This window comes from Kitasatospora sp. NPDC030952 (assembly GCF_055571335.1).
Genome location: NZ_JBVIFM010000012.1, coordinates 1 through 26,306, shown reverse-complemented (window position 1 = coordinate 26,306; position 26,306 = coordinate 1). Strand labels below are relative to the sequence as shown.

Annotated in this window: 18 protein-coding genes, 2 pseudogenes and 4 CRISPR repeat arrays (1 of these 24 running past the window's edge); of the genes and pseudogenes, 5 read left to right on the top strand and 15 right to left on the bottom strand. The window is 71.6% G+C overall.

Annotation, left to right across the window (positions count from 1 at the left end; translation table 11 throughout):
• Positions 1 to 6: direct repeats of the CRISPR family, unit length 29 nt (it extends 905 nt beyond the left edge of the window).
• A 184-nt stretch (positions 7 to 190) separates the two neighbouring features.
• The 8 genes and pseudogenes from ACZ47G_RS21440 to ACZ47G_RS21405 form a co-directional block, all read right to left on the bottom strand.
• Positions 191 to 1,192, bottom strand: coding sequence for a hypothetical protein (locus ACZ47G_RS21440; protein WP_465744876.1), 1,002 nt, complete (start codon positions 1,190 to 1,192; stop codon positions 191 to 193).
• A gap of 7 nt (positions 1,193 to 1,199) precedes the next feature.
• Positions 1,200 to 1,556: a nucleotide pyrophosphohydrolase gene (locus ACZ47G_RS21435; RefSeq protein ID WP_465744874.1), complete on the bottom strand. Its 357-nt coding sequence runs from the start codon at positions 1,554 to 1,556 to the stop codon at positions 1,200 to 1,202.
• A 968-nt stretch (positions 1,557 to 2,524) separates the two neighbouring features.
• Positions 2,525 to 2,614 (bottom strand): annotated as a pseudogene (locus tag ACZ47G_RS21430) (transposase); the annotation flags it as partial.
• Between the two features lie 179 nt (positions 2,615 to 2,793).
• Positions 2,794 to 3,579 carry a nucleoside hydrolase gene (locus ACZ47G_RS21425; RefSeq protein ID WP_465744872.1) on the bottom strand — a complete coding sequence of 262 codons (786 nt, stop codon included), beginning with the start codon at positions 3,577 to 3,579 and terminating at the stop codon, positions 2,794 to 2,796.
• A gap of 132 nt (positions 3,580 to 3,711) precedes the next feature.
• Positions 3,712 to 4,657: a CRISPR direct-repeat array (repeat unit 30 nt; unit sequence GCGGCTGACCCCCACGTGCGTGGGGAGGAG).
• Positions 4,658 to 4,835: 178 nt separating this feature from the next.
• Positions 4,836 to 5,312 (bottom strand): hypothetical protein, encoded by a 477-nt coding sequence (locus ACZ47G_RS21420; protein WP_465744870.1) that lies wholly within the window; start codon positions 5,310 to 5,312, stop codon positions 4,836 to 4,838.
• A gap of 61 nt (positions 5,313 to 5,373) precedes the next feature.
• Positions 5,374 to 5,988 (bottom strand): hypothetical protein, encoded by a 615-nt coding sequence (locus ACZ47G_RS21415; protein WP_465744868.1) that lies wholly within the window; start codon positions 5,986 to 5,988, stop codon positions 5,374 to 5,376.
• Positions 5,985 to 7,718 carry an alpha/beta hydrolase gene (locus ACZ47G_RS21410; protein ID WP_465744866.1) on the bottom strand — a complete coding sequence of 578 codons (1,734 nt, stop codon included), beginning with the start codon at positions 7,716 to 7,718 and terminating at the stop codon, positions 5,985 to 5,987. Before ACZ47G_RS21410 ends, ACZ47G_RS21415 begins: the two co-directional genes overlap by 4 nt.
• A 1-nt stretch (position 7,719) precedes the next feature.
• A complete protein-coding gene (locus tag ACZ47G_RS21405; RefSeq protein WP_465744864.1) occupies positions 7,720 to 8,127 on the bottom strand; it encodes a WXG100 family type VII secretion target in 408 nt (135 codons plus the stop codon).
• Positions 8,128 to 8,386: 259 nt separating this feature from the next.
• Positions 8,387 to 8,841: direct repeats of the CRISPR family, unit length 29 nt; unit sequence CGGCTGACCCCCGCGGGTGCGGGGAGGAG.
• 490 nt (positions 8,842 to 9,331) lie between these two features.
• Between ACZ47G_RS21405 and ACZ47G_RS21400 the strand changes: the two genes are divergently transcribed.
• Positions 9,332 to 13,240, top strand: coding sequence for an AAA domain-containing protein (locus ACZ47G_RS21400; protein ID WP_465744862.1), 3,909 nt, complete (start codon positions 9,332 to 9,334; stop codon positions 13,238 to 13,240).
• Positions 13,241 to 13,697: 457 nt separating this feature from the next.
• Here the strand turns inward: ACZ47G_RS21400 and ACZ47G_RS21395 are convergent, their stop codons facing one another.
• The 7 genes and pseudogenes from ACZ47G_RS21395 to ACZ47G_RS21365 form a co-directional block, all read right to left on the bottom strand.
• Positions 13,698 to 14,858: a ParB/RepB/Spo0J family partition protein gene (locus ACZ47G_RS21395; protein ID WP_465744860.1), complete on the bottom strand. Its 1,161-nt coding sequence runs from the start codon at positions 14,856 to 14,858 to the stop codon at positions 13,698 to 13,700.
• Positions 14,858 to 15,496: a ParA family protein gene (locus ACZ47G_RS21390; RefSeq protein WP_465744858.1), complete on the bottom strand. Its 639-nt coding sequence runs from the start codon at positions 15,494 to 15,496 to the stop codon at positions 14,858 to 14,860. The genes ACZ47G_RS21395 and ACZ47G_RS21390 overlap by 1 nt, the downstream gene beginning before the upstream one ends.
• Before the next feature lie 1,356 nt (positions 15,497 to 16,852).
• Positions 16,853 to 17,261, bottom strand: a pseudogene (locus ACZ47G_RS21385) (zinc-binding dehydrogenase); the annotation flags it as partial.
• Between the two features lie 133 nt (positions 17,262 to 17,394).
• Positions 17,395 to 17,931 carry a hypothetical protein gene (locus ACZ47G_RS21380; protein WP_465744856.1) on the bottom strand — a complete coding sequence of 179 codons (537 nt, stop codon included), beginning with the start codon at positions 17,929 to 17,931 and terminating at the stop codon, positions 17,395 to 17,397.
• A 73-nt stretch (positions 17,932 to 18,004) separates the two neighbouring features.
• Positions 18,005 to 18,250 carry a hypothetical protein gene (locus ACZ47G_RS21375; protein ID WP_465744854.1) on the bottom strand — a complete coding sequence of 82 codons (246 nt, stop codon included), beginning with the start codon at positions 18,248 to 18,250 and terminating at the stop codon, positions 18,005 to 18,007.
• 94 nt (positions 18,251 to 18,344) lie between these two features.
• Entirely contained in the window at positions 18,345 to 18,611 is a 267-nt protein-coding gene (locus tag ACZ47G_RS21370) for a hypothetical protein (RefSeq protein WP_465744852.1), read from the bottom strand.
• Between the two features lie 398 nt (positions 18,612 to 19,009).
• A complete protein-coding gene (locus tag ACZ47G_RS21365) occupies positions 19,010 to 19,339 on the bottom strand; it encodes a hypothetical protein (protein ID WP_465744850.1) in 330 nt (109 codons plus the stop codon).
• Between the two features lie 1,641 nt (positions 19,340 to 20,980).
• Here ACZ47G_RS21365 and ACZ47G_RS21360 point away from each other — a divergent pair.
• The 4 genes from ACZ47G_RS21360 to ACZ47G_RS21345 all read left to right on the top strand — a co-directional run bounded on the left by ACZ47G_RS21360 (position 20,981) and on the right by ACZ47G_RS21345 (position 25,165).
• Entirely contained in the window at positions 20,981 to 21,238 is a 258-nt protein-coding gene (locus ACZ47G_RS21360; protein ID WP_380644853.1) for a type II toxin-antitoxin system Phd/YefM family antitoxin, read from the top strand.
• A complete protein-coding gene (locus ACZ47G_RS21355; RefSeq protein ID WP_465744848.1) occupies positions 21,235 to 21,486 on the top strand; it encodes a type II toxin-antitoxin system RelE family toxin in 252 nt (83 codons plus the stop codon). Before ACZ47G_RS21360 ends, ACZ47G_RS21355 begins: the two co-directional genes overlap by 4 nt.
• Before the next feature lie 3,071 nt (positions 21,487 to 24,557).
• On the top strand, positions 24,558 to 24,908 hold the full coding sequence (locus ACZ47G_RS21350) for a hypothetical protein (RefSeq protein WP_465744846.1): 351 nt from the start codon (positions 24,558 to 24,560) through the stop codon (positions 24,906 to 24,908).
• A complete protein-coding gene (locus ACZ47G_RS21345) occupies positions 24,905 to 25,165 on the top strand; it encodes a hypothetical protein (RefSeq protein WP_465744844.1) in 261 nt (86 codons plus the stop codon). Before ACZ47G_RS21350 ends, ACZ47G_RS21345 begins: the two co-directional genes overlap by 4 nt.
• Positions 25,166 to 25,256: 91 nt before the next feature.
• A CRISPR array of direct repeats spans positions 25,257 to 25,591; the repeat unit is 29 nt.
• Positions 25,592 to 26,306: the final 715 nt, after the last annotated feature.

Below are 26,306 nucleotides of genomic sequence, written 5' to 3'. Positions count from 1 at the left end.
GAGGAGGCTTTCCGACCTGCGGCGTAGCGCGGCCTTTGCAATTTCTTGACCACCTTGGATGGCTGACGAGACAGCGGATTGGGCGAGCTGTTCTGGTGTCAAGGAACGCGTCTCATCGTGCCACGTGGACACCCGACGCGAGGCCGTGGATCAACCCCGCCGTCCGAGGCTGGCAAGGCTCGGTGGGCTGCTACGCCGGCGGGTCGGGCTTGAAGGTGTGGGTGCGGTGCCAGTGGAAGTGGGGCTCGCGCTGCTGGGTCCACCAGGGCACGGCACGGTCGGTGAGGTGCTGCTGGATGTGGTCGTGGACGCCGGGCATGGTGTGGGCGAGGGGGCTGACCTGGATGTGGCCGGTGTCGCTGACGGTGATGTAGCCGCGTTCGTAGAGGCTGTCGCAGCCGAGGCTGCAGGCGAGCATGGCGATGTTCGTGAAGTCGCGCTTCTCGTCGTCGGTGCAAACGGCGCGCTTCTTGATGTGGGCGGCTATCAGGAAGGTCGCCGGCAGGGTGCGGCCGCACAGGGCGCACTCCCCGGTGGGGCCGGGCAGGAGGTGACGCTTGAGGGCGGCCTGCTCTCCCCGGTAGGCGCGCGTCGCCGTGCGCTCGAGCTCACCGTCGAAGGCGGTGGCGGCCTCGGCGTCGGTCTGCGGGTCCGGGGCCGGGATGTCGGCGGTGTCTGCGGTGGAGGCCTCGAGGGTGAGGTAGGCCTGGAGGGTATCGCTCTCGTCCTGGTCGAGGACGGAGATGCCCATGATGTTCCGCTTGGCGTTCCAGTCGAGGAGCCGGCGTATCTCGTCGACGGCTATGTCGAAGCCCTGGGTACCGGAGAGGGCGTACATGTACTCCCAGGTCTGGCCGTTGTGGTTCCGCCCCCAGAGGCGTTCGGCCAACGCCTCGTTGCGCCACATCAGGGCGATGGTCCCGCCGAAGTAGATCTTCTTGTCGCCGCTGAAGAGCGCGAAGTCCCCCGGGTTCATCTTCTTGACCCTGGAGACGTTGACCTCCTTCTTGCCCGGTACGACGCCCCACATCTGGACCGAGCCGTCGGGGAACAGCTGGTGCAGGCGTGCGCGGACGTCGGGTGCGAGCAGGTCTGCGTGGTCGTCGAGGACGACCGGGGAGGCGATGGTGTCCAGGTAGTGCGTGTTGACGTTCTTGTCCGACCTCGCGGCCGGCTGCAGCACGATGAGCATGTGGCGGTCAGTCCCCCAGCTCGGTGTACTTGTCGGCCCGGCCGCGCGCGAGGTGCACCGGGTACTTGGCGCGGTTGACCGCGATCTTGTCGGTGAGGGCCTGCTCGAGGTCGATGCCGAGGACGTCCGCGAACCGCAGCAGGTAGGCGAGGACGTCCGCCGCCTCTTCCCGGATCCGCTGCGCGCGCCCGGGGTCCGCCATGACTGCGGACGACTGCTCGGGCGTCAGCCACTGGAACAACTCGAGGAGTTCGCCAGCCTCGCCGCTGAGGGCCATGGCGAGGTTCTTGGGTGTATGGAACTGCTCCCAGTCCCGTTCGGCCGCGAACTCGGCCAGTTCCTGCTGCATCGACCTGATCGTCATGGGGACGATCTATAGCATTGTGGTGCGATGAGATGCTAGTACGTTTACTTATCGACTCAAGGCTTTCCTGCGAAGCGCCGCTCGCGCAAGGCGGGCAACTGCTCCGGACCTGCGATCAGCCGCCGTTCAAGAGCGAGGGTCTAGGGACACCCCCACCGAAGCCCGGGCCACCTCTCCGACGGCATGGCGGCACCGGCCCAGGAAGCCCGGGCGGCCGTCGGCGCCCAGAGATAGGGGACGCGTGTCAGAGGAGAGCGGCTCGGTTCGAGACTGCGCGTCATGACCACACATAAGCTCAGCGAACGAGCCGGGACTGCCTGCGGGAGATCGAGCGTCCCGCCTACCGTGTCACCGTCGAGGCGTCCATCGAGGACTGGCTGTCGTTCGGGCCTGCCCCGGAGGATGCGACGTCTCTCCAGGACAGCGTCAACGCTCGCCCGCAGGCTGCGCAGCTACCACTTCAGATCCTCGCTGCACCCGGTGCGAACGAGGCGAACCTCGTGGGGTGTCGCGGTGGCAAGGCAATGGCCTGGCGCTGGCCCCAACAGCCGCCGAGGGGCGTTCTTCCACGCCGCGGGAATACGTTAGCCAGGAGATCCCGGCCCGTTGACGATCGGGCGGACCTCCAAGGCACCTTCGTAGGGCGGTGGGCAGATGGTGCTCAGGTTGGAGAGGCCCGGTTCGACGGTCGTCAGCCAATGACCGGGGAGTTGGCCGCAGCTGTTGTATGTGTACGTGGCGACGCCAGTTCGTCGGACCACTGTTGCCAGTGCTGCGTTCCGTAAAGCCGGTATACGTAGCGGCGTCGCAGGATCCGGGTGGGCGGGGCGGGTCGGCCCCAGATCCAGCCTCTGGCACGGGTGTTGAGCGGTGTGGTGGCCAGGCGGGTGGCCTGGGTGATCTCGTCGGGGCCGGCGAAGGACTGTCCGGCGAGGGCGGCCTTACGGAAGATCCGCCACCGGCCTTCCTCCGAGGTGCGCCTCGATCGGATTCGCCCAGGAGGCGTTGGTCGGGGTGAAGCACAGGTGGACGTTGTTGTTCTCCGCCCAGCGGAGGATCGTCTTGCCGTTGTGGGCCCTCGTTCGACGATGTTGCGCTTCTTGCAGCGGTCCTTGTCGAAACCGGGCGATCGGCCCCCAGCCCTGGCCGAGCACCGCTTCCGGGCCCTCCACCGAGCCGTTCACCCGGGCGCGCGTACTGGAGCGGGCTCCTTCAAGCGCGCTCGGAGCGAGTGCCGTCACCCGGTAGCCGTGAGGACGTCCAGAAATCGCGCGTGGTCGACCGAGACCGAGACCGAGATCCGCGTCCGGGTGCCAGCCTCCGGACGCGCACCCCAGGCACCGCGTTCGCGGTACACCTCGACCTCGCGGAACGCGCAGACGGATTCGTCGAGCGCCACGGCCGCCGCGAGCGGGTCGTGGAAGGCCTTGCCGGCTCGGCGTTTGGCCAGGTAGCCCCCCATGCCTTCCCGCACGAGCGCCATCCCCGGTGTGAGGCGTCGCGCCGACAGGGCGGCGTGCATCGCGCCGTCGTGGACGACGCCGTGGCAGACGTTCTTCGAGACGAGCACCCGCTCGCCGACGTGGGGCGATTCCAGCAGCTTCAACGCGGCGTCCGGAGCGCCGTTGAAGTTGAACGTCGGGCAGGTATCGCGTCCCTCGAACTTGGGGAGACGGTGTTCAGGCGGGACGACGCAGTCGCTGGCGAAGCCGCCCTGCGCGACCCAGCGGGCGATGCGTACGTCCGGTTCCCGCTCCAGGAGCACGCCGGGATTCTTCAACGGTGCCCCCGTGAGCAGCGTCGCGTCCCCGCCGGCGAAGGCGTCCCGCAGCAACTGCCAGGCCTCGGCGTCGGCTTCGCGAGCCGGAACCTTCCCAAGCCATCGGCGGTGGAAGCCCGACACCGGCTTCACGTCGGCGCCGGCCCGGTAGGCGCCGGCCGGCGCGCTCACCCCGAGCCGCCCGAAGAGGTGCTTGACGATGCCGACCTGCTCATCCGATCCGGGCATGACCGTCACGGCCACCAGGCGTGCCCTGTGGCCCCCAGGTGCGTGGGGAGGAGAACAACGTCATGCTCGCCGGAGCCGTCCAGAACGGCTGCCCCCCCCACGCGCGTAGGGAGGAGCCCAGTCCGACCTTGAAGCCCTGATCGACGGGCGGCTGACCCCCACGTGCGTGGGGAGGAGGACGGGTCATGGGCGCGTGCCGAGGCGGAACGCGGCTGACCCCCACGTGCGTGGGGAGGAGTCCAGCGCCCGCCCATACGCCCAACCCCGCTGCGGCTGACCCCCACGTGCGTGGGGAGGAGGACTGGCTGTCCAACACCGAGGATGGCCAGGCCGGCTGACCCCCGCATCCGTGGGGAGGAGTACGACGAGGCCCGCGCCAATGGCCGTCGGCTCGGCTGACCCCCACGTGCGTGGGGAGGAGACCGGGCCAGCCCGCGTAACGGCCACAAGAGGCGGCTGACCCCTACGTGCGTGGGGAGGAGCACCTGATGACCGAGCAGACGACCCGCGCCCGCGGCTGACCCCCACGTGCGTGGGGAGGAGAGGGAGTCAGCGGTGACGGTGGTGTTCGCGTTCGGCTGACCCCCACGTGCGTGGGGAGGAGAGGTAGCTCTTGTTGGTGTACGCCGCCCACGGCGGCTGACCCCCACGTGCGTGGGGAGGAGGGCCAGAGGATCCAGCCCGGTGGACGCTTCGGCGGCTGACCCCCACGTGCGTGGGGAGGAGCCTGCTGATGGCAGCACACGATCACCTGCTCGCGGCTGACCCCCACGTGCGTGGGGAGGAGATCCCCGCGTGGGCGTGGAAGCGCCCCGGCGACGGCTGACCCCCACGTGCGTGGGGAGGAGTAGCCGGCCACCGCGATGGCGGCCTGGACCACCGGCTGACCCCCACGTGCGTGGGGAGGAGTCCCCCGCGCAGACCCCCGGGTCTGGTCTTCACCGGCTGACCCCCACGTGCGTGGGGAGGAGGTGTCCATCCGCTGGGTGCCGGCAATCAGGCTCGGCTGACCCCCACGTGCGTGGGGAGGAGGAGTACGCGGTGCTGCTCGCGGCCAGGCGCAGCGGCTGACCCCCACGTGCGTGGGGAGGAGGCTTTCTGACCTGCGACGCAGCACCGCCTTTGCGATTTCTTGACCACTTGGGATGGTCCGTCAGACGGCGAGCATGGCGGCGGGCTGTTGTGGTGTCAAAGAACGCGTCCATCGTGCCATGCCATCGGTCGACGCCGGTGACGGTACGGCAGGAGGTGGTTGGGCACGCGGCGGGTGTTCAGTAGGACCAGAACGGGTCGTCGTACCGCGGAAGGATGTCCGGGTTGCCGTTGGGCAGGGTGGGCTCGGGGACGTAGCTGCCGAAGGGGTCGCGGTCGCGGATGACCGGGATGGGGCCGACGGTGGCCTGGAAGGTGATGTTGCCGGCGGCGCCGAAGAGCGCGCAGACGCCGTACCCGGCGTCGGTGGTGGCGAACATGGCGGGCTGGCCGGGGTCGACGGAGGTGATCCGGTAGCCCCTGGCCTGCCAGCCGCGTTCGGTGACGCCCAGCAGTGCGCCGTACTTGGCCGCCGAGACCCTGGTCATGATGTGGCGGTCGCGGGTGGCCACGGCGTAGCCGAGGGAGCGGCCGTCCGGGCCGCTCTGTTCCGTGGAGCGGGGCCTGCCGTCCCGGTGGCGTAGGCGGGGGCGGATCGTGGACGTCGCCTCGTCGAGGAGCGCGTCGAGTGCTCGGACGGCCTGGTCGGGGGTCATGAGCGGAGCTTTCGGTGGATGAGGGGGTGGGACGAGGCCCGGCGCCGCTGATCGGCGACGTTCAGTGCGACCAGAACGGGTCGTCGTACTTGGGGAGGATGTCGAGGTTCCCGTTGGGCATGACGGGGTCGGGGGTGGGGGTGCCGAAGGGGTCGTGGTCGCGGATGACGGGGATGCGGGGCACGGCCGCGCCGATGTCGATGTTGCCGAACTCGTGGATGGTGATGGTGACGCTGCTGCCGTCCGGGGTCCGGGCGGTCAGGGAGGGCAGGGCGGAGCCGGCCGGGGTGGCGACCGTGTAGCCCTTGGCCTTCCAGCCCTGCTCGACCATCCCGAGCAGGGTGGGGTACTTCGCCGGGGCGATCTTGGTCATGATGTAGCGGTCGCGGGTGGCGGTGGCGTAGCCCAGGGAGCGGTCGGAGATCCCACCGGCCTGCTCCGTCGAGTGGGGCCAGGCGTCCCAGTACTGCGGGCGGGGCTGGACCTGGGCGAGCGAGTCGTCGAGGAGGGCGTCGAGGCGTTGCAGGGCCTGTTCGGGCGGTACCAGCGAGGCGGACGGCGAGGGGCCTGCGGCGCCGCTGCCGACGCCGCACGCCGTCAGGGCGAGCGCGAGCGCCACGGGTGCGGTGGCCGCGGCCAGGCGCCTTGGCAGCGGGCTGCCCGGGGTCGAGGTCATCGCTGTTCCTGCCTGGTGACGTTGTTGTACCTGCCGGCCACGATCTGGCCGATGTTGTTAGTCGAGACCGCGCTGTCGTACGGGCCGGCGTTCGGGTCCGGGTTCACCATGTATTGGGAGTGGGAGGCCTGGGGCAGTCCGACCGGGACGGCGAAGCGGTTGGCGCCGAACTCCTTGCTGGCCGGGTCCTGGCCGAACCACAGCTCGTTGGGCTGGCCGCCGGCCGCCGCGTACAGGTCGCTGGAGAGGGGCCCCATGACGGGGTACAAGGCGCCCATGGCGGCGCGGGGCGCGGCCGGAAGGTGGCTGACGGGGTCGCTCTCCGCGTCGCCGACCCACACGTGGCCGGGGTCGACGTTCAGCTGCGAGGCCCGCTGCGCGCCGGTGCCGGGCGAGCCGATCAGGACGATGTCGTCGGCGCCGGTGCCGCCGGCCATCTGCGCGCCCATGCCCACCGTGGTGGAGCCGTAGCTGTGGGCCACGGCGACCAGGTGCGCGCGCGGACCGTCGTGGGTGGCGCGCAGTCCCTCCAGGAACTTGTCGTACGCGGCGCCGCCCTTGACGGCGCGGTCGGTGCTCATCACCTCCAGCGGCCGGGTGTCACCGCCGACGAGCTTGTCCAGACCCGGTGGGGCGTCGTAGCCGAGCCAGACCATGGAGGCGGCCGAGGCGGTGGCGTCGGCGTTCACCGTCGCCTGCCACACGTTCCGGGCGCGGTCGCCGTCGATGTTGGCGACGTCGGAGAGCGTGGTGCTCAGCCCGGGCACGTACGCGCTGACGTTCTTCGCGGTGTCCGGGTTGCCGTACGACAGGATGCCGCGGCCCTGGCCCTCGTCGCTGACGCCGAGCAGGAAGAGCGGCGGCGTCTGGCTCCCGTACGTCTTCAGCTTGGTGTCGATCGCGCGGAACCCGTCGAGCTTCTGCTGCTCGTCGTCCGTCAGGTGGGGCTTGTGCGAGTAGACGTCGATCAGGTGGTCCAGTTGGAGGCGGTTGGCCTGGTTGCGGGCCGCCGCCGGGATGCCGTTGCGCATGCCCAGCAGGTCCGGGTAGGTCTGGATGAGGTGCTGCTGCTCGTCCGGGGGGAGCCGCTTCCACCAGGCGTTGACCTCCGTGGCCGGGGCGCCGGCGGGCGGGAACCCGGCCGACATCAGGTCGACGCCCTGCTGGGTGACGGCCTTCAGGTCGGCGGCGGCCTTGTCGGCCTCCAGCCCGGTGCCGTTCCGGGCGCGTTCGGTCAGGGCGTCCAGGAGCCCGGCGATCTTCTGGTCGGCGCTGTCGGCCTCCGTGACGGCGCCGGATATCCGGTTCGCGAGCGCCTTCGCCTGTTCTGGGATGTTGTACCCCGGGTCGTTCTGCTCGGCCTTGGACGGTGCGGGCCAGGTCACCGTCCCGTCGTCGGCGACGGTCAGTCCCAGGTTCCGTGCCTCCTGCAGCGCCTCCTGCAGCTTGAGCTGGGCCAGCAGCAGGCTGTCGTGGGCCTCGCGCAGCAGCCCGGAGACCGCCGACATCTCGGTGTGCGCCGCGTCCAGGCGCCCGCTGGTGCGCTGCAGCGAGGCGTTGGCGGCACCGGCGGCGTTGCCGACCCAGCCCGCGCTGTAGAGGTGCCGGACGACCTCGTGGTGCATCGTCTGGACGTGCTTGTTGAAGTTGCCGGAGAGGGTGTCGTACGCGGTGGCCGCTGGTACCAGGCCGGACAGGTCGGTGTCGCGCAGCTGGGCGAGGGTGACCATCTCAGCTCCCCGCCTGCGGGGACGCACCCGCACCGTACGGGGCGAGGCTGACGGCGCTGTTCTTGTCGGCGTTGCGGTAGTCGGTCGCCGTCTGGCTCAGCTTGATGCTGACCTGGTCGACCTCCGTGGCCAGGCTCTTCAGGCACTGTTCCCACGCGGCCGTACAGTTCTTCAGCGACGCCCCGACCCGCCAGCCCGACATCGCGGAGACCACGGTGTCCGAGGGCTCGTGAACGGCCTTGAGCTCATTCGGCATCGCCTCGCCGGTGTCCTTCGCGGCTTTGGCCGCGGTGTCCAGGTCCGCCGGGTCGACCCCGAAGGTCTGCCCGACCGACGGCACGCCCGATGACGTGGCCGACGGAACGGCGTAAGGCCCGCCCGGGCCGTCCGAGCCGGCGTACGCGTTCATGGATTCCCGTCCCCCTGTCACCCGACCTGCGCCCCCGCGAAGCCGCAGCCGGCGGCGAGCCCGCTGCGGACGGCCTGACTCGCATGCGTGACCGGTTCTTCGCGCACGGTGAAACTAGCAGACCCGGCCCAGCCGTGAGGGCCCGTCCGCGGAAGCCAGGTAGTGGCTCTGGATGGGCGGCATGCGACGGAAGCCTGCCTGCTGGACCGGGGCAAGCACACGACCGACGCAGGCCGGGGCCGGGGCCGTGGTGGCCCACCGGCTGACCCCCGCGGGTGGGGGAGGAGGACACCCGGGCGGCGTCGAGCAGACCCTGCCCGGGCTGACCCCCGCGGGTGCGGGGAGGAGATGAACTCGTCGAACAGTTCCGTGAACTGGTCCGGCTGACCCCCGCGGGTGCGGGGAGGAGGGCACCGGCCACCGGTACTGCACCATCTCCGACGGCTGACCCCCGCGGGTGCGGGGAGGAGTCGGCGGCGGCGTGGACGGCGAGTTCGACTTCCGGCTGACCCCCGCGGGTGCGGGGAGGAGTCCTGGCCGGGGTTCTCGTTGATCGGGTCGGTCGGCTGACCCCCGCGGGTGCGGGGAGGAGCCCAGCTTGTCGGCCTGCTGCCGGAGCTCAATCGGCTGACCCCCGCGGGTGCGGGGAGGAGAGATCCGGGCCGAACAGCGGCCCGCCGACTCCCGGCTGACCCCCGCGGGTGCGGGGAGGAGGCTTTCTGACCTGCAGCGCAGCACGGCCTTTGCCATTTCTTGACCAGTTTGGATGGCGGCGAGCGGCGGAAGCTGGTGACCTGTTGAGGTGTCAAAGAACTGCCTCCATCGTGCCACCTGCCGGTGACACCCGACCGGGATGCGGCCGATCTTCCCGGGGTCCGCCCCTGCGGGCCTGTGCAGCTCTGGCGGTTGGCAGACGATCGCGGTGACCAGCGACCGACCGCCCCCCCGTACCCGCCACCCGGGTGTCTCAGCTCCACCGGCCGCCGTCCGGTAGATTCTGCGGCCAGCTGATCGGCACACGAAGCGGCCATGGGCCGCGGGTTCGACACGGGGGCGTGGCATGCGGGGCGGACAGGGGCGGGATCGGCGGGTAGCGGACCTGCTGGAGTGTTGGCGGGCCATCGAGTTGTTCAGTCCGCCGACGATCTCGGAGATCCCCCGCAAGCGCCGTGCGGGCAGGCTGCGCGCATCCGATGCCCTGGTCGTGGACCTCACCCCGACCGCGGGCCAGGCCGCGCCCGTGCTGCCGTGGGATGCGGGGCATCCGGAGACGGCCGCTCACCGGGCGCCGGACGGGATGGTGTGGCGGCACGAGGTGTACGGCGGCGTGTTCGACCTGGAGCTGCTGCGCCGGGCGATGATCGCGGTGCTGCCCGAGGGCACCGAGCCGGATCCCGGGGTCCCGCAGGAGGAGCTGGAGCTGTCGGGGCGGAGCGCGATGTTCGCGCTGGTCCTGGACGAGCACGGGCGTCCGGTGGAGGGGACGTCGGTGGTGTCGGCGTGCGCCTGGGCGACGGGGCGCCTGTTCGAGCCGGGGCCGTCGGCGCCGGGTTGGCTGGACGGCTTCGAGGAACTGGGCGAGGCGTTCGAGGTGGCGGTGGGTCAGCTGGCCGCCGCGCCGATCGCGTACACCGCCGGGAGGCGTCCCGCACCGGGCCCGTACGGCCTGTCGGTGTTCCGGTCGACGGGGCCGGCGCCCACACTGGCGGACCCCGCGGGCCGCTCCTGGCAGCAGGTGCTCGCCGAGGTCCTGGGCGGCGCCGCGGTGGCGGCGGTCGGCGCGCTGTTCGGCGAGGTCGCGGGCGCCGCCGTGCAGGGGGCGACGGAGCCGCTGGTGCGGCGGGTCGCGGAATGGGTGGCGGCCCGCCGTCCGGCACAGGACGGTGCCATCGAGGGTCACGCGCCCACCGAGGCCGCGGATCCGGCCGATCCCGCCACCACCACAACCGACGCACCACCGCCCGCGGAAGCCCCCGACGCCCGTCCCGTCGCGTTCGCCGACCTCGTCGCCCTGACGGCCCAGATCGCCCACCTCTGCGGCGTCCAGCACCGCCTCGACCCGCGCGTGATTCGCATCCGCAGCCACCTCGTCCGCCTTCCCCGCGATCCCGCCGTCAAGCCCGCCGCCAGCCAGCCGTTCCTCAACAGCCTTCTGCCGCCCGACCTCGCCCGGGTCCGCGACTCCCTCACAGCGGACGGCGCCGGCCTCGGCCCCGCTCTGGACACCTACCTGACCTCGCGTAGCGCCATCGCCGTCCACGCCCGCACCGACCTGCGCCAGGACCGCGGCACCGTCCTCGACGGCGTCGCCCCCGCCCTCGTACCCGCCGGCCGGTGGCCCGCCAAGGCAGGCCACCCGCTGGCGCTCAGCCAGCAGTTCGCCGTCAACCGCATGCTCGCCGACCGCGAGGGCACCGACGGCGGCCTGTTCTCCGTCAACGGACCGCCCGGCACCGGCAAGACCACCATGCTGCGCGACCTGGTCGCCGCCCTCGTGGTCGAACGGGCCACGGTGATGGCGTCCTACCAGCGGCCCGGGGACGCCTTCGTGGGCCGCGCCTGGCAGGGCAGGGACCGCCAGGGCCGCCACAAACGCTACGTCGCCGCCCTCGACCCCAAGCTCACCGGCTACGAGATCGTGGTCACCTCCTCCAACAACGGCGCCGTGGAGAACGTCACCGCCGAACTTCCCGGCGCCTCCGCCCGCGACGAGCACTGGCACGGCGGCCCCGACCACTTCTCCGACCTCGCCTCCGCCCTGCTCGACAGCGCGCCCGCCTGGGGCCTGGTCGCCGCCGTTCTCGGCAACAAGGCCAACCGGACGAAATTCGGCCAGCGCTTCTGGTGGGGCAGCCTGCCCGAGAAGGAGGCCGACGCGCGCACCGCCGCCGGGCTGCCCCCGCTGCGCGGCATGAACACGATCCTGAGCGACTGGGTCCCGCCCCGCACCCCGAGACCCTCCCGGGCCCCACAACCGGCTCACGCCCCGAGGCCCGCCCGCACAGCACCGGGCGACGGAGCCCCGCCCCCAGCCAGCCCCACCCAGCCCGTCCCCACCCAGCCCGTTCCCTCCTGGCGCGACGCCGTCGACGCCTTCAAAGCCGCCCAGACCGAAGTCGAACGCCTGCGCACCCAACGCGCCCGCCTCGCCACCGCCCTGGCCGACAGCGAGTCAGGCCGCGCCCGGCAAGGCCTCGACGTCCTGCACACCGCCGTCTCCCACGCCGACCAGCGCGTCGCGGCCGCCGAGGCCCGGCACACCGACGCCGCCACGGCCGCCGTCACCGCCGGATCCACCGCCGCGGCCGCCGAAGCGGCTCACCAGGCCGCCGCCCGACGCGTTCCCCGGGCCCGCGAAGCCCTCGCAGCCGTCCGCGCCGACCTGGCGGCCGCCCGCGAACGGGCCCACCACCACCGCCAGTACGTCGACGCCCTGACCGCCCGACACGAAGCACCCCCGACCGCCGAACCCGGCCTGCGCGCGGGTCTGCGCCGACTGCTCCAGAGCGCCGCCGAACGCCAGGCCGCCGAACAGCAGCACGAACGCACCCAGACCGAGATCCGCGACCTGCTCGTCCAGCAGCGCACCGCTCTGGAAGACGCCTACGACCAGATCGCCCGCTGCGTGCACGCCGAAGAACTCGCCGGCGACCAGCACACCGACTCCACCACCGCGCTCACCCAGACCACCACCGCCCTGACCCGCGCCCACGCCCGCGAGGACTCCGCCCGTACCGCCGAATCCGCCGCCCACGACGCCGTCCAGCAGGCCCGGCGCGCGGCCACCGCCGCCCGACACGACCTGGCCACCGCCACCGCCGCCCTCGACGCCGCCCACCGAGACCTCCGCCAGGCCGCCACCACCCTCCCCAGCCTGCCCCTCGACTGGACCCACCTCGACGACCCCGAACAGGAACTCGGCTCCCCCTGGTCCGACGAGGCCTGGTGCGTCGCCCGCAGCAACCTGTTCATGCGCGCCCTCGACCTGCACCGCGCCTTCGTCGCCAACAACGCCCTGCGCATCCGCGGCACCCTCCAGGTCCTCATGGACCTCATGGCCGGCACCAGCGGCCCCGTCCCCGACGAACAGGTCGCCCAGGCCTGGCAGACCCTCTTCCTCCTCGTCCCCGTCGTCTCCACCACCTTCTCCTCCATCGGCAGCATGTTCGCCCGCCTCGGCCAGGGCAGCATCGGCTGGATCCTCGTCGACGAAGCCGGCCAGGCCACCCCACAGGCCGCCGTCGGCGCCCTCTGGCGCGCCCGCCGCGCCGTCCTCGTCGGCGACCCCCTCCAGCTCGAACCCGTCGTCACCATGCCCACCGCGCTCCAGCGCCGCCTCCTGCTCGCCCACGGCGTCGACGAGGAATGGCTCCCCGCCGCCACCTCCGCCCAAGCCGTCGCCGACCGCGTCAACCGCTACGGCACCTACCTGCCCGACCCCACCGGCAGCGACGACGAGACCGTCTGGGTCGGCTCACCCCTGCGCGTCCACCGCCGCTGCGAAGACCCCATGTTCACCATCAGCAACCGGGTCGCCTACGACGGCCTCATGGTCTACGGCACCCACCCCCAGCCCTTCCCCGACGCCGACCGCGACGGCCTCCTGCCCAGCCGCTGGCTCGACACCCCCGACCCCACCCGCAACGGCGACGACCCCTGGGCCGAACGCGACCGCCGCGCCCTCGACTTCGTCCTCCGCAGCCTCCACCGGCAGGGGGTCACCCCCGAACGCCTGCGCATCATCGCCCCCTTCCGCGCCCTCGTCCGCGAAGCCCGCGAAACCTGCCGCACCCACCCCGGCTGGACGTTCGACGTACTCGAGGAGCGCTGCGCCACCGTCCACAAGGCCCAGGGCAAGGAAGCCGACGTCGTCATCCTCCTGCTCGGCGCCGGCCGCCCCGGCGCCCGCGCCTGGGCCGCCCGCACCCCCCACCTCCTCAACGTCGCCGCCAGCCGCGCCAAACGCCGCCTCTACGTCATCGGCGACCGCGCCCTGTGGGCCGACCTGCCCCACTTCGACGTCCTCGCCGCCGAACTGCCCGTCTACCGCCACCTCGAGGACCGCGACACCTGGCCCCGCGAAGACCCCGACGCACCGGCAGCGCTCCCGTAGCGCGCCGCGTCACTAATAGCTTTCAGGCCGATCGGGAGGACTTTTCGGGCCGTCGCTTGTTCTCAAGGCTTCGGGGGGCGTAATCCTCAACCGGCACCGATTCAACGCTGACGGCTGACCCCCGCGAGTGCGGGGAGGACTTGCGGTGCCTGAGCACCTGCAGGCCGAACATCGGCTGACCCCCGCGAGTGCGGGGAGGACCCTTTTTGACCTGCAATGGAACGAGGCCTTTGCCATTTTTTGACTGTTGGCCTCGGGCTGGAGCGCGGCCCCGTTGCCAACTGCGTGAAGTGCAAGTCGGCCGAGCTGTTGATAGGTCAAGGAACATCGGACATCCTGCCATGTACCCGCAGCCCGGCGGGCTCTGACGGGTGTAGGTGAGCCTGCGGGAGTCCAGCTTGTGGCAGAAGCCTGGTGCCCTCCCCCACCGGATGGTGGGGGAGGGCACCAGGGAGTGTCAGCTGCTGGTCGTCAGCAGACGGTTGGCCAGGGCGTCAGCGAGGCGGTAGGCCTCATCGGCCGAGAGGGTCCGGCAGATGGCGTCTGCCAGCTCCTCGACGTTGTGCCAGTCGACGTCGCCGAGATCCGCATCCGGGACAGCCGTCGCCGGCTGCTCGTCCGACGAGGCGACGGCCCGTTGCTCCGGCATCGGGCGGGGCTCGGAATTTTCCGCGGAAAATCGGTCAGCACTCGGAGCCGGTTCAGCGCTCGGAAGCGGGCTGCGGGGCGCGGGCTCCGGCCGGTCTGCGGCAGGAGTGGGCGTCACCACCTCAGCAGTCGGTCGAGCGGCGGGCGCAGCGGGCTGAGCGGCTGCGGGCTGCTGGACCACTGGCTGCGGAGCCGGCGCGGCAGCGGGTGCCTTGGCGGCGGCCTTGGCCTCCTGCTTCGCTGCTCGCCTGGCCGCGACGGCGTCGGCGTCCGCTTGGAGAAGCTGCTCCAGCTCCAGCGTCTGTTCGGCCAGGGACATCTCCTCGATGCCCTTCACCGAGCCCAGTCGGCGGGCGACGTTGATGGAGACGCCCTCCTCGCCGCGCGCCTTGGCCCGCACCTGGCGCTGAAGCTCGGGGTGGAGCTTCAGCAGGTTCTTGCGGTGCGAGATCCAGCTCTGGGACCAGCCCTCTGCCTCGGCGGCCTCCTTGGCGGTCGGGTACTGCGCCACGATGAGCAGGACCGCGTTGGCCTCCTCGATCGGGTCGAAGTCCTTGCGCGCCATGTTCTCGTCGAGTGCCGCCCGCAGCAGGGTCGCCTTGGACTCGGCCACCGCGTCGTCGACGACGACCAGCAGCTTCTCGCGTCCGTACAGCTGTGCGGCGGCCCGCCGCCGGTTGCCGTTGACGACGACCACGTCATCCGGGCCCGCACCCAGCACCTGTCGGTCCTCCGGCCACAGCCGGAGGTAGGCGGCCGGGGTGACGGCGAGGCAGCTCTGGAGCTGGCGGTCCTTGATGCTCGCCAGGTCGGAGAGGTCGCCCAGCTCGTCACGCGGGTTGCGCGGGTTGGGCAGGCAGTTGGCGGTGGGGACCCACCGTGCCGGGGCGTCGTTGGGGCTGTCCACACCCGGGGCGGCGACGACCGGGTCGGCGGCCATCGACGCGAAGGAGACGCGACGGCCTGCCATCAGCGACCCCCGTAACCGAGCTCGAGGGACAGGCGGAAGAAGTCCTCCCGGGCCCGGAAGGCGGTGCCGCTCTCCTTGTACTGGGTGACGACCGTTCCCTCGGCCACCGCCCGGGAGTGGATCTTGTACCGGCGCAGGACGGTCTTGGCGCGGGGCCAGCCCCTCGCCGCGATGTACGCCTCGGTGTCCTCGAGGTCGGCACGGCCGTCGCGGGGGTCCCAGTTGTTGACGACGACCCGGTACGGGATGCCCATCGGCTCGATGACCTTCTGGATGGTCCGCGCGGTGGGGTCGAAGCACAGCGGCTCGGTGATCATCGGGACCAGGACGTCGTCCGCGATCTCCAGCGCCCGGCGCAGGATCTCCTCGTCGGCAAGGGTGCCCGGCGTGTCGATGAAGATGTGTTCGTACTCGTCCTTCGCGCCGAGGACGTCGAACGTGCAGGCGGCGAGGTTGACCGTGGTGGTGGTCTTGCCGACGCCGCCCTTCTGGTTGGCGATGACGTGGATCTTCGCGCCGGTCTTCTTGAGGTGGACCAGCTGCTCGGCCTGCTCGTGCGCCGCCATGAAGTCGAAGGGCAGGTTGTCCCCCACCCGCTCGGCCCAGACGACGGCGGACCCCTGGGGGTCAGTGGACACGACAAGCACAGATGGCTTCATGATGTTCCGTTCTCTCCGTGGGCTTCCCGGACGGCGTTCGCCCGGTACTGCGGACGCCCGCCGCTCAAAGCCGTGGGCGGCGGACTGGGACAGCATTCCAGATGATCGACTCGGAGCCTGACACGACCCGCGTGTGTTGGAGCACAAGCGGCGACCCATGGACCTGGCTTTCCGTAGAAACACGGTTGTTCGTCCGGCGGCCTTCCTGCGTTCCGGTTTCCGGTGTGTGGCGATGTCCGCGCTGCGGAGGGGGGAATGGGCGCACGAGAACGCTGGCTAGTGATTGCGATTGGACGAGTTGGCGTTCGCGAAGTCACTTGATTCCCAATGGATGCTGAGTTGTGAGGGTTCGGAACTTGAGGTGCTCGGCGCCCTGGGGCGGGGCACCATGGCACGATGTCCGGTATTGCTTGACGGATCAACAAGCGGATGGGGGTCGGCCGCCCGTGTTCGGCTCGGCAGGCATGGTCAAGAAGTTGCAAAGGTGTTACAGCGCTGCACGTCAGGAAGTGTCCTCCCCGCACCTGCGGGGGTCAGCCGGTGCCGGACAGGTGGAGGGTGAAGCCGTTCTTGTCCTCCCCGCACCTGCGGGGGTCAGCCGCTCTCGCGACCCGCCGGTGGAGACGGCCTCGGGTCCTCCCCGCACCTGCGGGGGTCAGCCGGCGACTTCTTCCCTGGGGCTGTCCACCCGAGTGTCCTCCCCGCACCTGCGGGGGTCAGCCGGTCGGCGCGGCCGAGCTGAGCACCGTGGCCGAGTCCTCCCCGCACCTGCGGGGCAGCCGCCACCGTCAGCTACCGCGCCAATCCGGGGTTCCGGGGCTACGACGGCCAGGATCAGGCGGTCGGCGCACAGCTGGCGGCCGCAGCGGCCCGACGAGCACGAAGCTCTTCCCATTCGCGCTCACGGGCCCATGCCCTGGCAGTGACATCCCGGTGAAGGCGCTGTTCGGTTTCCTTTCGACGTTCGGTCTCGCAGGTGTGCGGCATTGCCGCGTCGATCTCGGCTGCACCAGCGCGCCGCTGGGCGCGGCGGTCGGCCTGCCGTTCCTCGCAGCGCGGGCAGTTCCGGCCTGTGCCGAGAAGTGTTCGATCGTCGCACCGTGCGTCGCCGCACTCCTGCCGCTGGGGAAGCCCCCGGGCGAGCAGCCAGCCCAGCGGGTCGTGGATGGTGCCGCCGGGTGCGGAGCTGTTCGGCCAGGCGTCGGTCGAGGCGGTCGGCGGGGACCTGGACTGCTCTGGTCCGGCCGACGAAGCCTGCCACCTGAGCAAGCTCAAGTCGGGTGGGCGCTGCGGCAGGGTGCGTGTGGTCGGGGCGGTCACGGGCGGCCGTCGCGCTCAGGGCTTGAGGAGGGCCTTGATCGCGCGGCGCTCGTCCATCGCCTGGTAGCCCTCGGCGACCTCGGCGAGCGGGAGGGTGAGGTCGAAGACCTTGCCGGGGTCGATGCGGCCCGACAGGACGCGCGCGTTGAGGTCGGGGAAGGTAGCGGCGGACGGGGGCGGGGCCGTCGCGCAGGCCGACGTGGGAGAAGAACAGCTCCTGGCCGTCGAGGGCGACCTCGTGCGGGACGTCGACGAAGCCGACGAAGCCGACGGAGCCGACGGAGCCGCCGGGGCGGGGCGCTGTGGAGGGCCTGCCGCATCGACTCGGCGGTGCCGACGCACTCCAGCACGCTGTCCGCGCCGATCCCGCCGGTCATCTCCTTGATCCTCTCGACACCCTCCTCGCGCGCTCGGTCACGATGTCGGGCGGCCGCCCTGCCACCCCTGGTCGATGTGGATAGTGCCATCCAGGTCCAGACCGACCGCCTGGGAGGCAGGGCTGTCGGGCCTGGGGACGATGACGGGTCGGTGCATATGGTCCTCCGTCAGGTTGTGGCCTACAGGAAGGTGAGCTGGTTGGCGTTCGGTTCGGCCGTGTCGTCCTGGGGGAGCGCCTGGGCGCGGGCGTCGTCGTGGGCCTCGTCGCGCGTCTCGCAGACCAGCGTCCCGTCGGGGAGCTGGCTCCACTCCTGGCTGCCGACCGCATCGTCGGCGGCGTCCTCGGGGCTGGCGTGGTGGGGGATGAACTCGTGCTCCATCACGTCGCCGCACACTGAGCACTTGGCGGTCCAGCACAGCGACGGGACCGCCACCTTGGCGGACGACGCGGCAACACCCCGGCGCCGCCAGGCCCAGCCGTACTGGAGGACGATGGCGTAGCTGACGGGCTGGAGCGGGGAGCCGTCGTCCAGGTCGGTGGAGTGGGCGTTGTGTTCGGCGGCGGCCATCAGGGCGGTGGCGAGGTCGGGCATGGGCAGGAGGGCGTTGGGGCCGGTGAGCCACAGCTCCCAGGGCTGGTCCGGGGTGCCGGGGCGCAGCCGCTCGTCGGGGTTGGTGGCGTAGAGGCCGCGGCGGGGGATCGGCGTGATCGTCATGGTGTGTGTCTCCTTCGACGGGTCGGCCCGGCCCGCTGGGGTGCGAGGGTCGGGCCGGGGTGCTGGCGGGTGGTCAGGCGTGGCTGGCGGTGGGGCGGTGCAGGAGGAGCTGGAGGGCGGCGGTGATGTTGGGGTGTTCGCCGGTGGCCGGCCTTCCGCAGTTGAAGCAGTCCTGTTCTCCGCCGGCCCAGGAGGTCTCGCAGGGCGTGCAGGTGTAGTGGCGGCGGCCGGCGGGTCCGGCGTACGGGTCCGAGGAGACGATCGGGAGGGCGATCAGGACCGGCTTGTGGGTGGTGCGGCAGGTGGCGGTGCGGGCCATGGCTGTGGTCTCCCTGATCTGAGCGGCGGGGTGGGGGAGGGAGCGGCGGGCCGGTCCTCGGTGGAGGCCGGCCCGCTGCCGAGGTGCTGTCGAACTACAGGAGGCCGGCCGCGTGGGCCTCGGCCTCCTGGTCGCGGTAGTCGTCCTCGTCGTCCTCGTCGACCTGGTCCTCGTCGTCCTCGTCGACGGCCGCGACGGGGCAGAGCTCGGCGATGGCGAGTTCCTCACCGAGGGTGGACCACGGGTCGTCGGCCTGGTCCTCGTCGTCGGCGGGCTGTGCCGCGCCGGCCGTGGTGTTGTCCAGGAGCGCGACCAGCTCGCTGATGCTGCTCACCTGGATCTGCTGCTCACCGTCGCGCACGAGCAGGTAGGTGCGGGTGCTGTAGCCGTGCTGGTCGGCGGGGGAGGGGACGCACAGCAGGTGCGCGCCGCTGGGCAGCTCGCACGTCGCGGTGCCGTCCTGGGCGCCGGTCCAGTTGGCGGCCTCGGTCAGGCTGCCGCCGCTGCGGTCGAGGCCGTGGGCTCCGGTGGCGGCGCGGTGTGCGGCGTCGGCGGTGACCTCCTCGGCGAGCTGCTCCCTCGACGGCGCCGGCGCAGGCGCCGAAACGGCGGGAGCGTACCCGTAGGCGGGGACGCCGAGGCGGTGGCGCAGCGGTCGGCGGAGCTGGGTGGTGACCTGGTCGGCGAGGCAGGCCGCGAGGCCGGCGGCGGCCGCCGCGGTGGCGATGGCGATGTTGTCAACAGTGTCGAGGGCATTGCTCAGCAGGCGGGCGCGACCGGCTGGGTCTTGCGGACCTCGTGGGTGATGGCGGTGTAGTAGGGCAGGGCCAGGGCGCGGTCCTCGATACTGGTCAGGTCGCTCCCGGCGGTCCAGTAGGCGCTGTAGAGGGCCTTGATGACGGCCATGAGGCTGGGGCCGGGCAGCAGGACGGTGACCATGTCGGTCTTCTCCTGGGCGACGCCGGCGGGGAACTGGAAGTGCGGGCTGGCGGCCGCCGCGCGTGAACCGATGAACTGCCAGACGTGGGGGTGGCAGAGCAGTTCGGCGGAGCGGATGAGGCTGCTTCCGCAGTTCTGGTAGGCCGCCACGGGGCACCTCCGCACCTCCGCACGGGCGGAGCGGACCTCAATGATGTCCAGGACATCGGCAAGGATGTCGGGTCACCTCCGCGTGGGCGGAGCGGACTGCAGTGCGGAGACCTCTGCCGGGGTGGGCATCGGGTCACCTCCGCGCGGCGGAACGGGCCGAGGGGTGTTCCGTGACCGAGATCGGGTACTACGGGTCGCCTTTGCACAGGCAGAGTGGACCGAGCCCGAGTCCGATCAGTCGTTGAGGAGCCCGGGCCACCTCCGCGCAGGCGGGGCCGATGGTCGTGTCGCGGGCGGTGGCGCGGTCTTCGCGGGGCCACCGCCCGCGCAGGCAGGACCGATACGTAGGCGAGCTGGGACCACCCTCGGCCAGACGATCGGCCCGATCCGGTCACCTCCACGCAGGCGGAGCGGACCTCTTCTCGTCCCGCGGGCAGGCGTCGAAGGACGGGTCACTTCCGCGCGGGCAGGCTGAACCCGGCGGTGCCCTTGTCGCCGTCCGGGTCACCTCCGCGCGGGCGGAGCGGACGGCCTGGCCGCCATGGAGTTCGGCAAGCCGCTTCGGGCCACCTCAGCACAGGCGGGGCCGATACATCCTGACCTGCAGCTATAGACCCGAGGGTGTGCCAGCGCATTCAGTTCGATTCCCGCTCGAAGGACAGGTCCCTCCGCGCGGGCGGAGCGGACGAACTCCTCGCCGTCCGGCGCTGGGAACGGATCGGGGCACCTCCGCGCGGGCGGAGCGGACGCCTCGTTCAGAAGGCCACCGACCCGAACCTCGGGGCACCTCCACGCGGGCAGAGCGAACCAGACCGACCCAGACGCACTGCCGACGGGCAGCGGGTGACCACCGCGCGAGCGGAGCGGACCAGTGGCGCACGGCCGGCGCGCACGACATTCTCGAAGCGGCTCAAGCGCGGGGCACCTCCGCGCGGGCGGAGCGGACTCGCACCAGGCGGCGATGTGGCCTGGGAACCGCGGGGCACCTCCGCGCGGGCGAAGCGGACCGGTTTCCGAAGAGCCCGGGCGCGGGGCTGATCGGGCCACCTCCGCACGGGCGGAGCGGACGTCTTGAGTGGGGGGTCGATTCCGCGCCGAGCGGGTCACGTCCGTGGACGGAGCGGACGGGGCTTCGGGGTCGGGACCTTGCGCAGGACCGGGTCACCTCCGCGCGGGCGGAGCGGACATCCAGCAGGCGCCCCACCAGCGGTGCGGCCACGGGCCACCTCCGCGCAGGCAGAGCGGACTGTTCAGCGGCAAGTTGGGCTGGTGCTGGGGAGCGGGTCACCTCCGCGCGGGCGGAGTGGACACCCAGTCGCAGCAACGCTTCGTCGAGTGCGCCGGGGTACCTCCGCGCGGGTGGAGCGGACGTCTTCTCCCTGGTCCAGTTCGGGATGTACTACGGGGCACCTCCGCGCGGGCGGGGCCGATCACCGACCCCACCGGAGCCGGGGTGCACAAGCTGGGGCCACCCCCGCGCGACGGAGCGGACCTGAAGACGACGGTGGCAGTGGCCTCGATCCACGGGTCACCTCCACGAGGGCGGAACGAACCCACAGGTCACCGGGAACCTAGTCGGCGGGGACAAAGGCCGGGTGGTTCACCCTGTACGGAACCTGCATGAAGTGTACAGTTTAGTACATGAGTGACACCCTACCGATCACGGAGGCTCGGGCCTGCCTCGGGACGCTGGTCCGACGTGCCTCCCACGCCCGCGAACGCATCACCATCACCGACCACGGCCAGCCCGCCGCAGTCCTCATCAACCCCCAGGAACTGGCCGACCTCGAGGACGCCCTCGCCCTGGCCCAGTACCGGGCCCGGCAGGCCGCCGGCGAGACCACCGCCGTACCGCACGAGCAGGTCCGCGCCCAGCTCGGCCTGGGACCCGCCGCTTGAACCACACGATCATCTGGGACGAGCCGGCCATCAACGCAGCCGCCCGCTTCCTCAAGGACGACCCCGACGGCCTGCGCCAGGTCATGGACGCCGTCGACCTGCTCGCCGACACCCCCCGCCCGCAGGGCACCGCGGAATACGGCTCGCCCGACCTGCGCCGGATGCACATCGGCCTCTACCGCGTCATCTACGAAATCACCGAGGCCACCGTCACCATCGTCGTGATCCACCTCGGCCGAACAGGCTGACCACCCAAACCAGCGGACCAGACCTGGAACCGAACATGCCCCAGGGAATCTGACCACCTCCGCGCCGGCGGAGCGGACACGGCCTGGGCGTCGCTGGTGGCGTCGGCGAGCGGGTCGCCTCCACTCAGGTGGAGCGGACCTCGGGAGGCTCCTCGTGACCAACCGCCGCGACGGGGCACCTCCGCGCGGGCGGAGCGGACCTCCAGAGCCTGGTCGCCGTCGTCGGCATCGTCAGGCCGGCTCCGCACGGGCGGAGGACGACCCCTTGGTGCTGGCCATCCGCCCGGCCATCCGCGCGGGCGGAGCAGACCCTTCGTGACCTGTGGCACAGCGTGACCTTTGCAGTTTCTTGACCGCCGCCTCCGCATGGACGGAGCGGACGGGCCGAACACGGTGGAGTACGCCGCGCAGGTCGGGCTACCTCCGCACGGGCAGAGCAGATCGACCTCAACCGGCGGGCACTTCCGTGCTGGCGGAGCGGACTTCACCCACTCCAAGGTGCTCGCCTGGGTGTTCGGGTCACCTCCGCGTGGGCGGAGCGGACGTACTCGTCCTCAACGGCCGCACCCCCCGAGCCGGGGCACCTCCGCGTGGGCGGAGCGGACGCCACGAAGGCTGACCTGGAGGCCAATCCGACCGGGGCACCTCCGCGCGGGCGGAGCGGACAGCAGGGTCAGCTTGTCCTTCGGCTTCATGTCCGGGGCACCTCCGCGGGCGGAGCGGACACGGTCACATTCGGGGGGTGGTGGGGCATGGGCGGAGCGGACAAGCGCTCGATGAGGCCGGCGGTTGAGGGCAGCAGGGCACCTCCGCGCAGGCGGAGCGGACCTCGGGAGGCTCCTCGTGCCTCCGCGCGGGCGGAGCGGACGCCACGATGCCGTCGTTGGCCGGGCGGCCGCCCGGGGCACCTCCGCACGGGCGGAGCGGCCCCTTCGCGACTTGCGGCGCAGTGCGGCCTTTGCCAATTTGTTGACCGTGATGGAGAGGCTGGGCTGTGCTGTTGTGGTGTCAAGGAGCGCTCGCTGCCCATGGTGCCACGGCTCGCGGACAGCCCCGCGGTGAACGAGCTACCCAGGAACTCTCACCGTGCAGGAGGCACTCCTCCGTACGGGCAGAGCGGACATCCGGTAGCCGGTCGACCGCCCCGGTCCGATCGGGGCACCTCCGCAAGGGCGGAGCAGACCCGATCCGCGACGACAACGGCGACATCATCGGCGGGTCACCTCCGCGCAGGCGGAGCGGACAGGACGGCGGCCAGCGTGGCGTCCTGGCGCTGCGGGGGACCTCCGCACGGGCGGAACGGACGTCAACGTGGTCTCCTCGCTGCCGTCCGTGAGCGGGGCACCTCTGCGCGGACGGAGCGGACGGGTTCTTGATCAGCCATGCCCGGGCGGCGGCCGGGTCACTTCCGCGCAGGCGGAGCGGACCTGTGGAACGCCGACGTCCACAACGGCCTCACCGGGCCACCTCCGCGTGGGCAGAGCGGACCATGCTGCGATTCCCTCGCGCTCGGCGGCGAGCGGGTGACCTCCGCGTGGGCGGAGCGGATCGCTGGCCGATCTCGAACAGGGTGTCGCCCGACGGGGCACCTCCGCTCTGGCGGAACAGCCGAAGTCCTCTCCGGCCTGCGCGACTCCCTCGGCGGGTCGCCTCCGCACACCTCACACAGGGCGACGACGGCACCGCCGGCACTGAGACGCCTCCGCGCAGGCGGAGCGGACGTGCAGTCAGAGGCCGCCAGCCGCCTCCTGGACGGGTCACCTCCGCGCCGGCGGAGTGGACTGTTCAGCGGCAAGTTGGCTGGTGCTGGGGAGCGGGTTACCTCCGCGCTGGCGGAGCCGATAGCGACACAACCCGCAGCGACCAAGGCACCTTGTTTGCCTGGGTCACCTCCGCGTGGGCGGAGCGGACCAGGACTACCTGGTGGAAGAACTCGGCCTCGGCGGGTCACCTCCGCGCGGGCGAAGCGGACAGCACTTCCTCGTTGACCACGGCACGCCAGTCCGGGCCACCTCCGCGCGGGCGAAGCGGACAACCCGATCACCGCATCGAGGCCGGCACGCGCCGGGTCACCTCCGCACAGGCGGAGCGGACCTACCGCCGCGCTGGAGCAGGAGCTGCCCGAGCGGGGCACCTCCGCACGGGCGGAGCGGACGCGAGGCGGGCGGCGGCGACCTTGTACTCGGCCGGGGCACCTCCGCACGGGCGGAGCGGACCCATCGCAGCTGCGAGGCGGAATGATCGGTCGCGGGGCACCTCCGCACGGGCGGAGCGGACTCGCCGCCCGGCTCTCCGCCATCGTCATCCGACGGGGCACCTCCGCACGGGCGGAGCGGACTCCGGGGTGGCGAACAGGATGTCGAACGCGGTCGGGGCACCTCCGCACGGGCGGAGCGGACAACACCGGTCACATCATCATCGCGGCGGACAACGGGGCACCTCCGCACGGGCGGAGCGGACCGCGCGTGGAGGCGGGGTCAGGCTGCTGGGGCAGGGGCACCTCCGCACGGGCGGAGCGGACCCTTCGCGACCTGCGGCGCAGCGCGGCCTTTGCGGTTTCTTGACCGTGCCGCAGTGTCGGGTCGGCATTGCTATTGTGGTGTCAAAGAGCGCTCGCTGCCCATGGTGCCACGGCTCACGGACAGCACCGCTGTGAAGATCTACCCAGGAACTCTCACCGTGCAGGAGGCACTCCTCCGCGCGGGCGGAGCGGACGATGGCCGGGTGACCGAGACCGCTGTTGAGTTCGGGGCACCTCCGCGCGGACGGAGCGGACCCTTCGCGACTTGCGGCGCAGTATGGTCTTTGCTGTTTTGACCGTGGTGTGGAGTCGGGTCGATGGTGCTGTTGTGGTGTCAAGGAGCGCTGGTTCGTCGTGCCACGCGCTGCGGACAGCGGACCGCTGGCGTCGTCGGGAGCTTCCTGGGCGCCTTCGTGCGGGCGGAGGACGACGTGCTGGTGCTCGCCATTCGTGTGGGCGGGGCGGGCTCGGTAGCAGGCTGCTTGCGGTGCGGGCACCCGCTCCGGGGTGGTTGCCGAGTAGTCTCGCATCGGAGGGGAGGAGTGCCGTGATGAGTCAGCCAGTGCACGACGGAGTCGAGCTGATTCCGAGGCCGGAGCAGAACCCGGCCGCGCTCAAGGCCGCGCTGGCTGTCGTCGCTCCGGACCGGCTTCCGGAGATGGTCGACGGGCAGACGAGGGCGATGGCCGAGGCCATCGAGACCGGGAGTATCCAGCCGATCCGCTCGTTCGTCGCCCACTGGGCCACCGCCGTGGAGATCGAGCGGCACCCCGCCACCGCCCAGGCCTTCCACCGGGCGAACTACCTCGCCAACCACGCCGGCACCGTCGACGAGTGCCGAGAGCACGCCACCACCGTCGCCGAGATCTACCGCGCCGCCTACGCGGCGGTGACCGCGTGACCTGGAGCTGGGAGTACCTCCCCAGCGAGCAGCACGTCACCGCCGGCGCCCCCGCCGAGTTCCTCACCGCCATCGGACAACGGGCCGCCGAACTCGTCCGCGCCGCCGAGGCGCTCTACCTGGACGGCACCTCCTACCAAGGCAGCGGGGAACCCATGCGCTACCTCGACGTCGGTGGCGGCCTGCTCACCGACTACGTCGTTCCGCGCCTGGAACTCGTCGTGGTCTGCCAAATCACACCGCCGCCGACTCCCTGACCCCGGCCTCAGCCGTCCCCACCCGGGCTGGCCGAACCCGGTGACCTGAGCGAAGGTCGCGGCGACGACCTGGTGCCGCCGCACGAGGGAGCGGGTCCACCTCTGCGCGGGCGGAGCGGACACCTTCCTGCCGTGGGGTGCGTTCGACGCCGACGGGTCACCTCCGCGCGGGCGGAGCGGACGCTGCGGAAATAGGGGGTGCACCAGATTGGCACGGGTCACCTCCGCGCGGGCGGAGCGGACACGAGGTCCGGGAGTTGTCTAGGCGCCCGGACCGGGTCACCTCCGCGCGGGCGGAGCGGACTAGGTGTCGGCCCGGTTCGCGCCCCGGCCTTCCGGGTCACCTCCGCGCGGGCGGAGCGGACCCCGGTCGGCGTCGGGCCGTAGCGGTGCAGGGCGGGTCACCTCCGCGCGGGCGGAGCGGACCCTTCGCGACCTGCGGCGCAGCGCGGCCTTTGCGGTTTCTTGACTGTGCCGCAGTGTCGGGTCGGCAGTGCTGTTGTGGTGTCAAAGAGCACTCGCTGCCCATGGTGCCATGGCTCGCGGACAGCACCGCGGTGAAGAGCTACCCAGGAACTCTCACCGTGCAGGAGGCACTCCTCCGTACGGGCAGAGCGGACATCCGGTAGCCGGCCGAGCGCCCCGGTCCGATCGGGGCACCTCCGTACGGGCGGAGCGGACGGGCGGTGGTACGCGACTCAGAGCGTGGACGCCGGGTCACCTCCGCGAGGGCGGAGCGGACACGGTCACATTCGGGGGGTGTAGCTGACTCGTGGGGCACCTCCGCGCAGACGGACCGGCTCTCAGCGCTGGACTGTCTCTCAGTCTGATGATGCGCTTTGATGTCACGAAGGCCGCGGACGTCGGCACCAGGACCCTTGCTCTCCTTCGCGCAGGCGGGGCCGATGCCTTCACCGTGTACTCGAGTAACCCGTCGCCGGGGCCACCCCTGCGTGGGCGGAGCGGACAGCTGCACGACGTGGATCAGGTACGGGGCGGTCGGGTGACCTCCGCGTGGGCGGAGCTGTCGGCAACGGCTGAAATCGGGTTCTGGATCACTTTCCGTGCTGAGCTGGCGGACCATCACTGACAGTGCCAGCGGAGGGTGGCGGTCACGCGGCGAGGAGCACGCGCTTGCGCA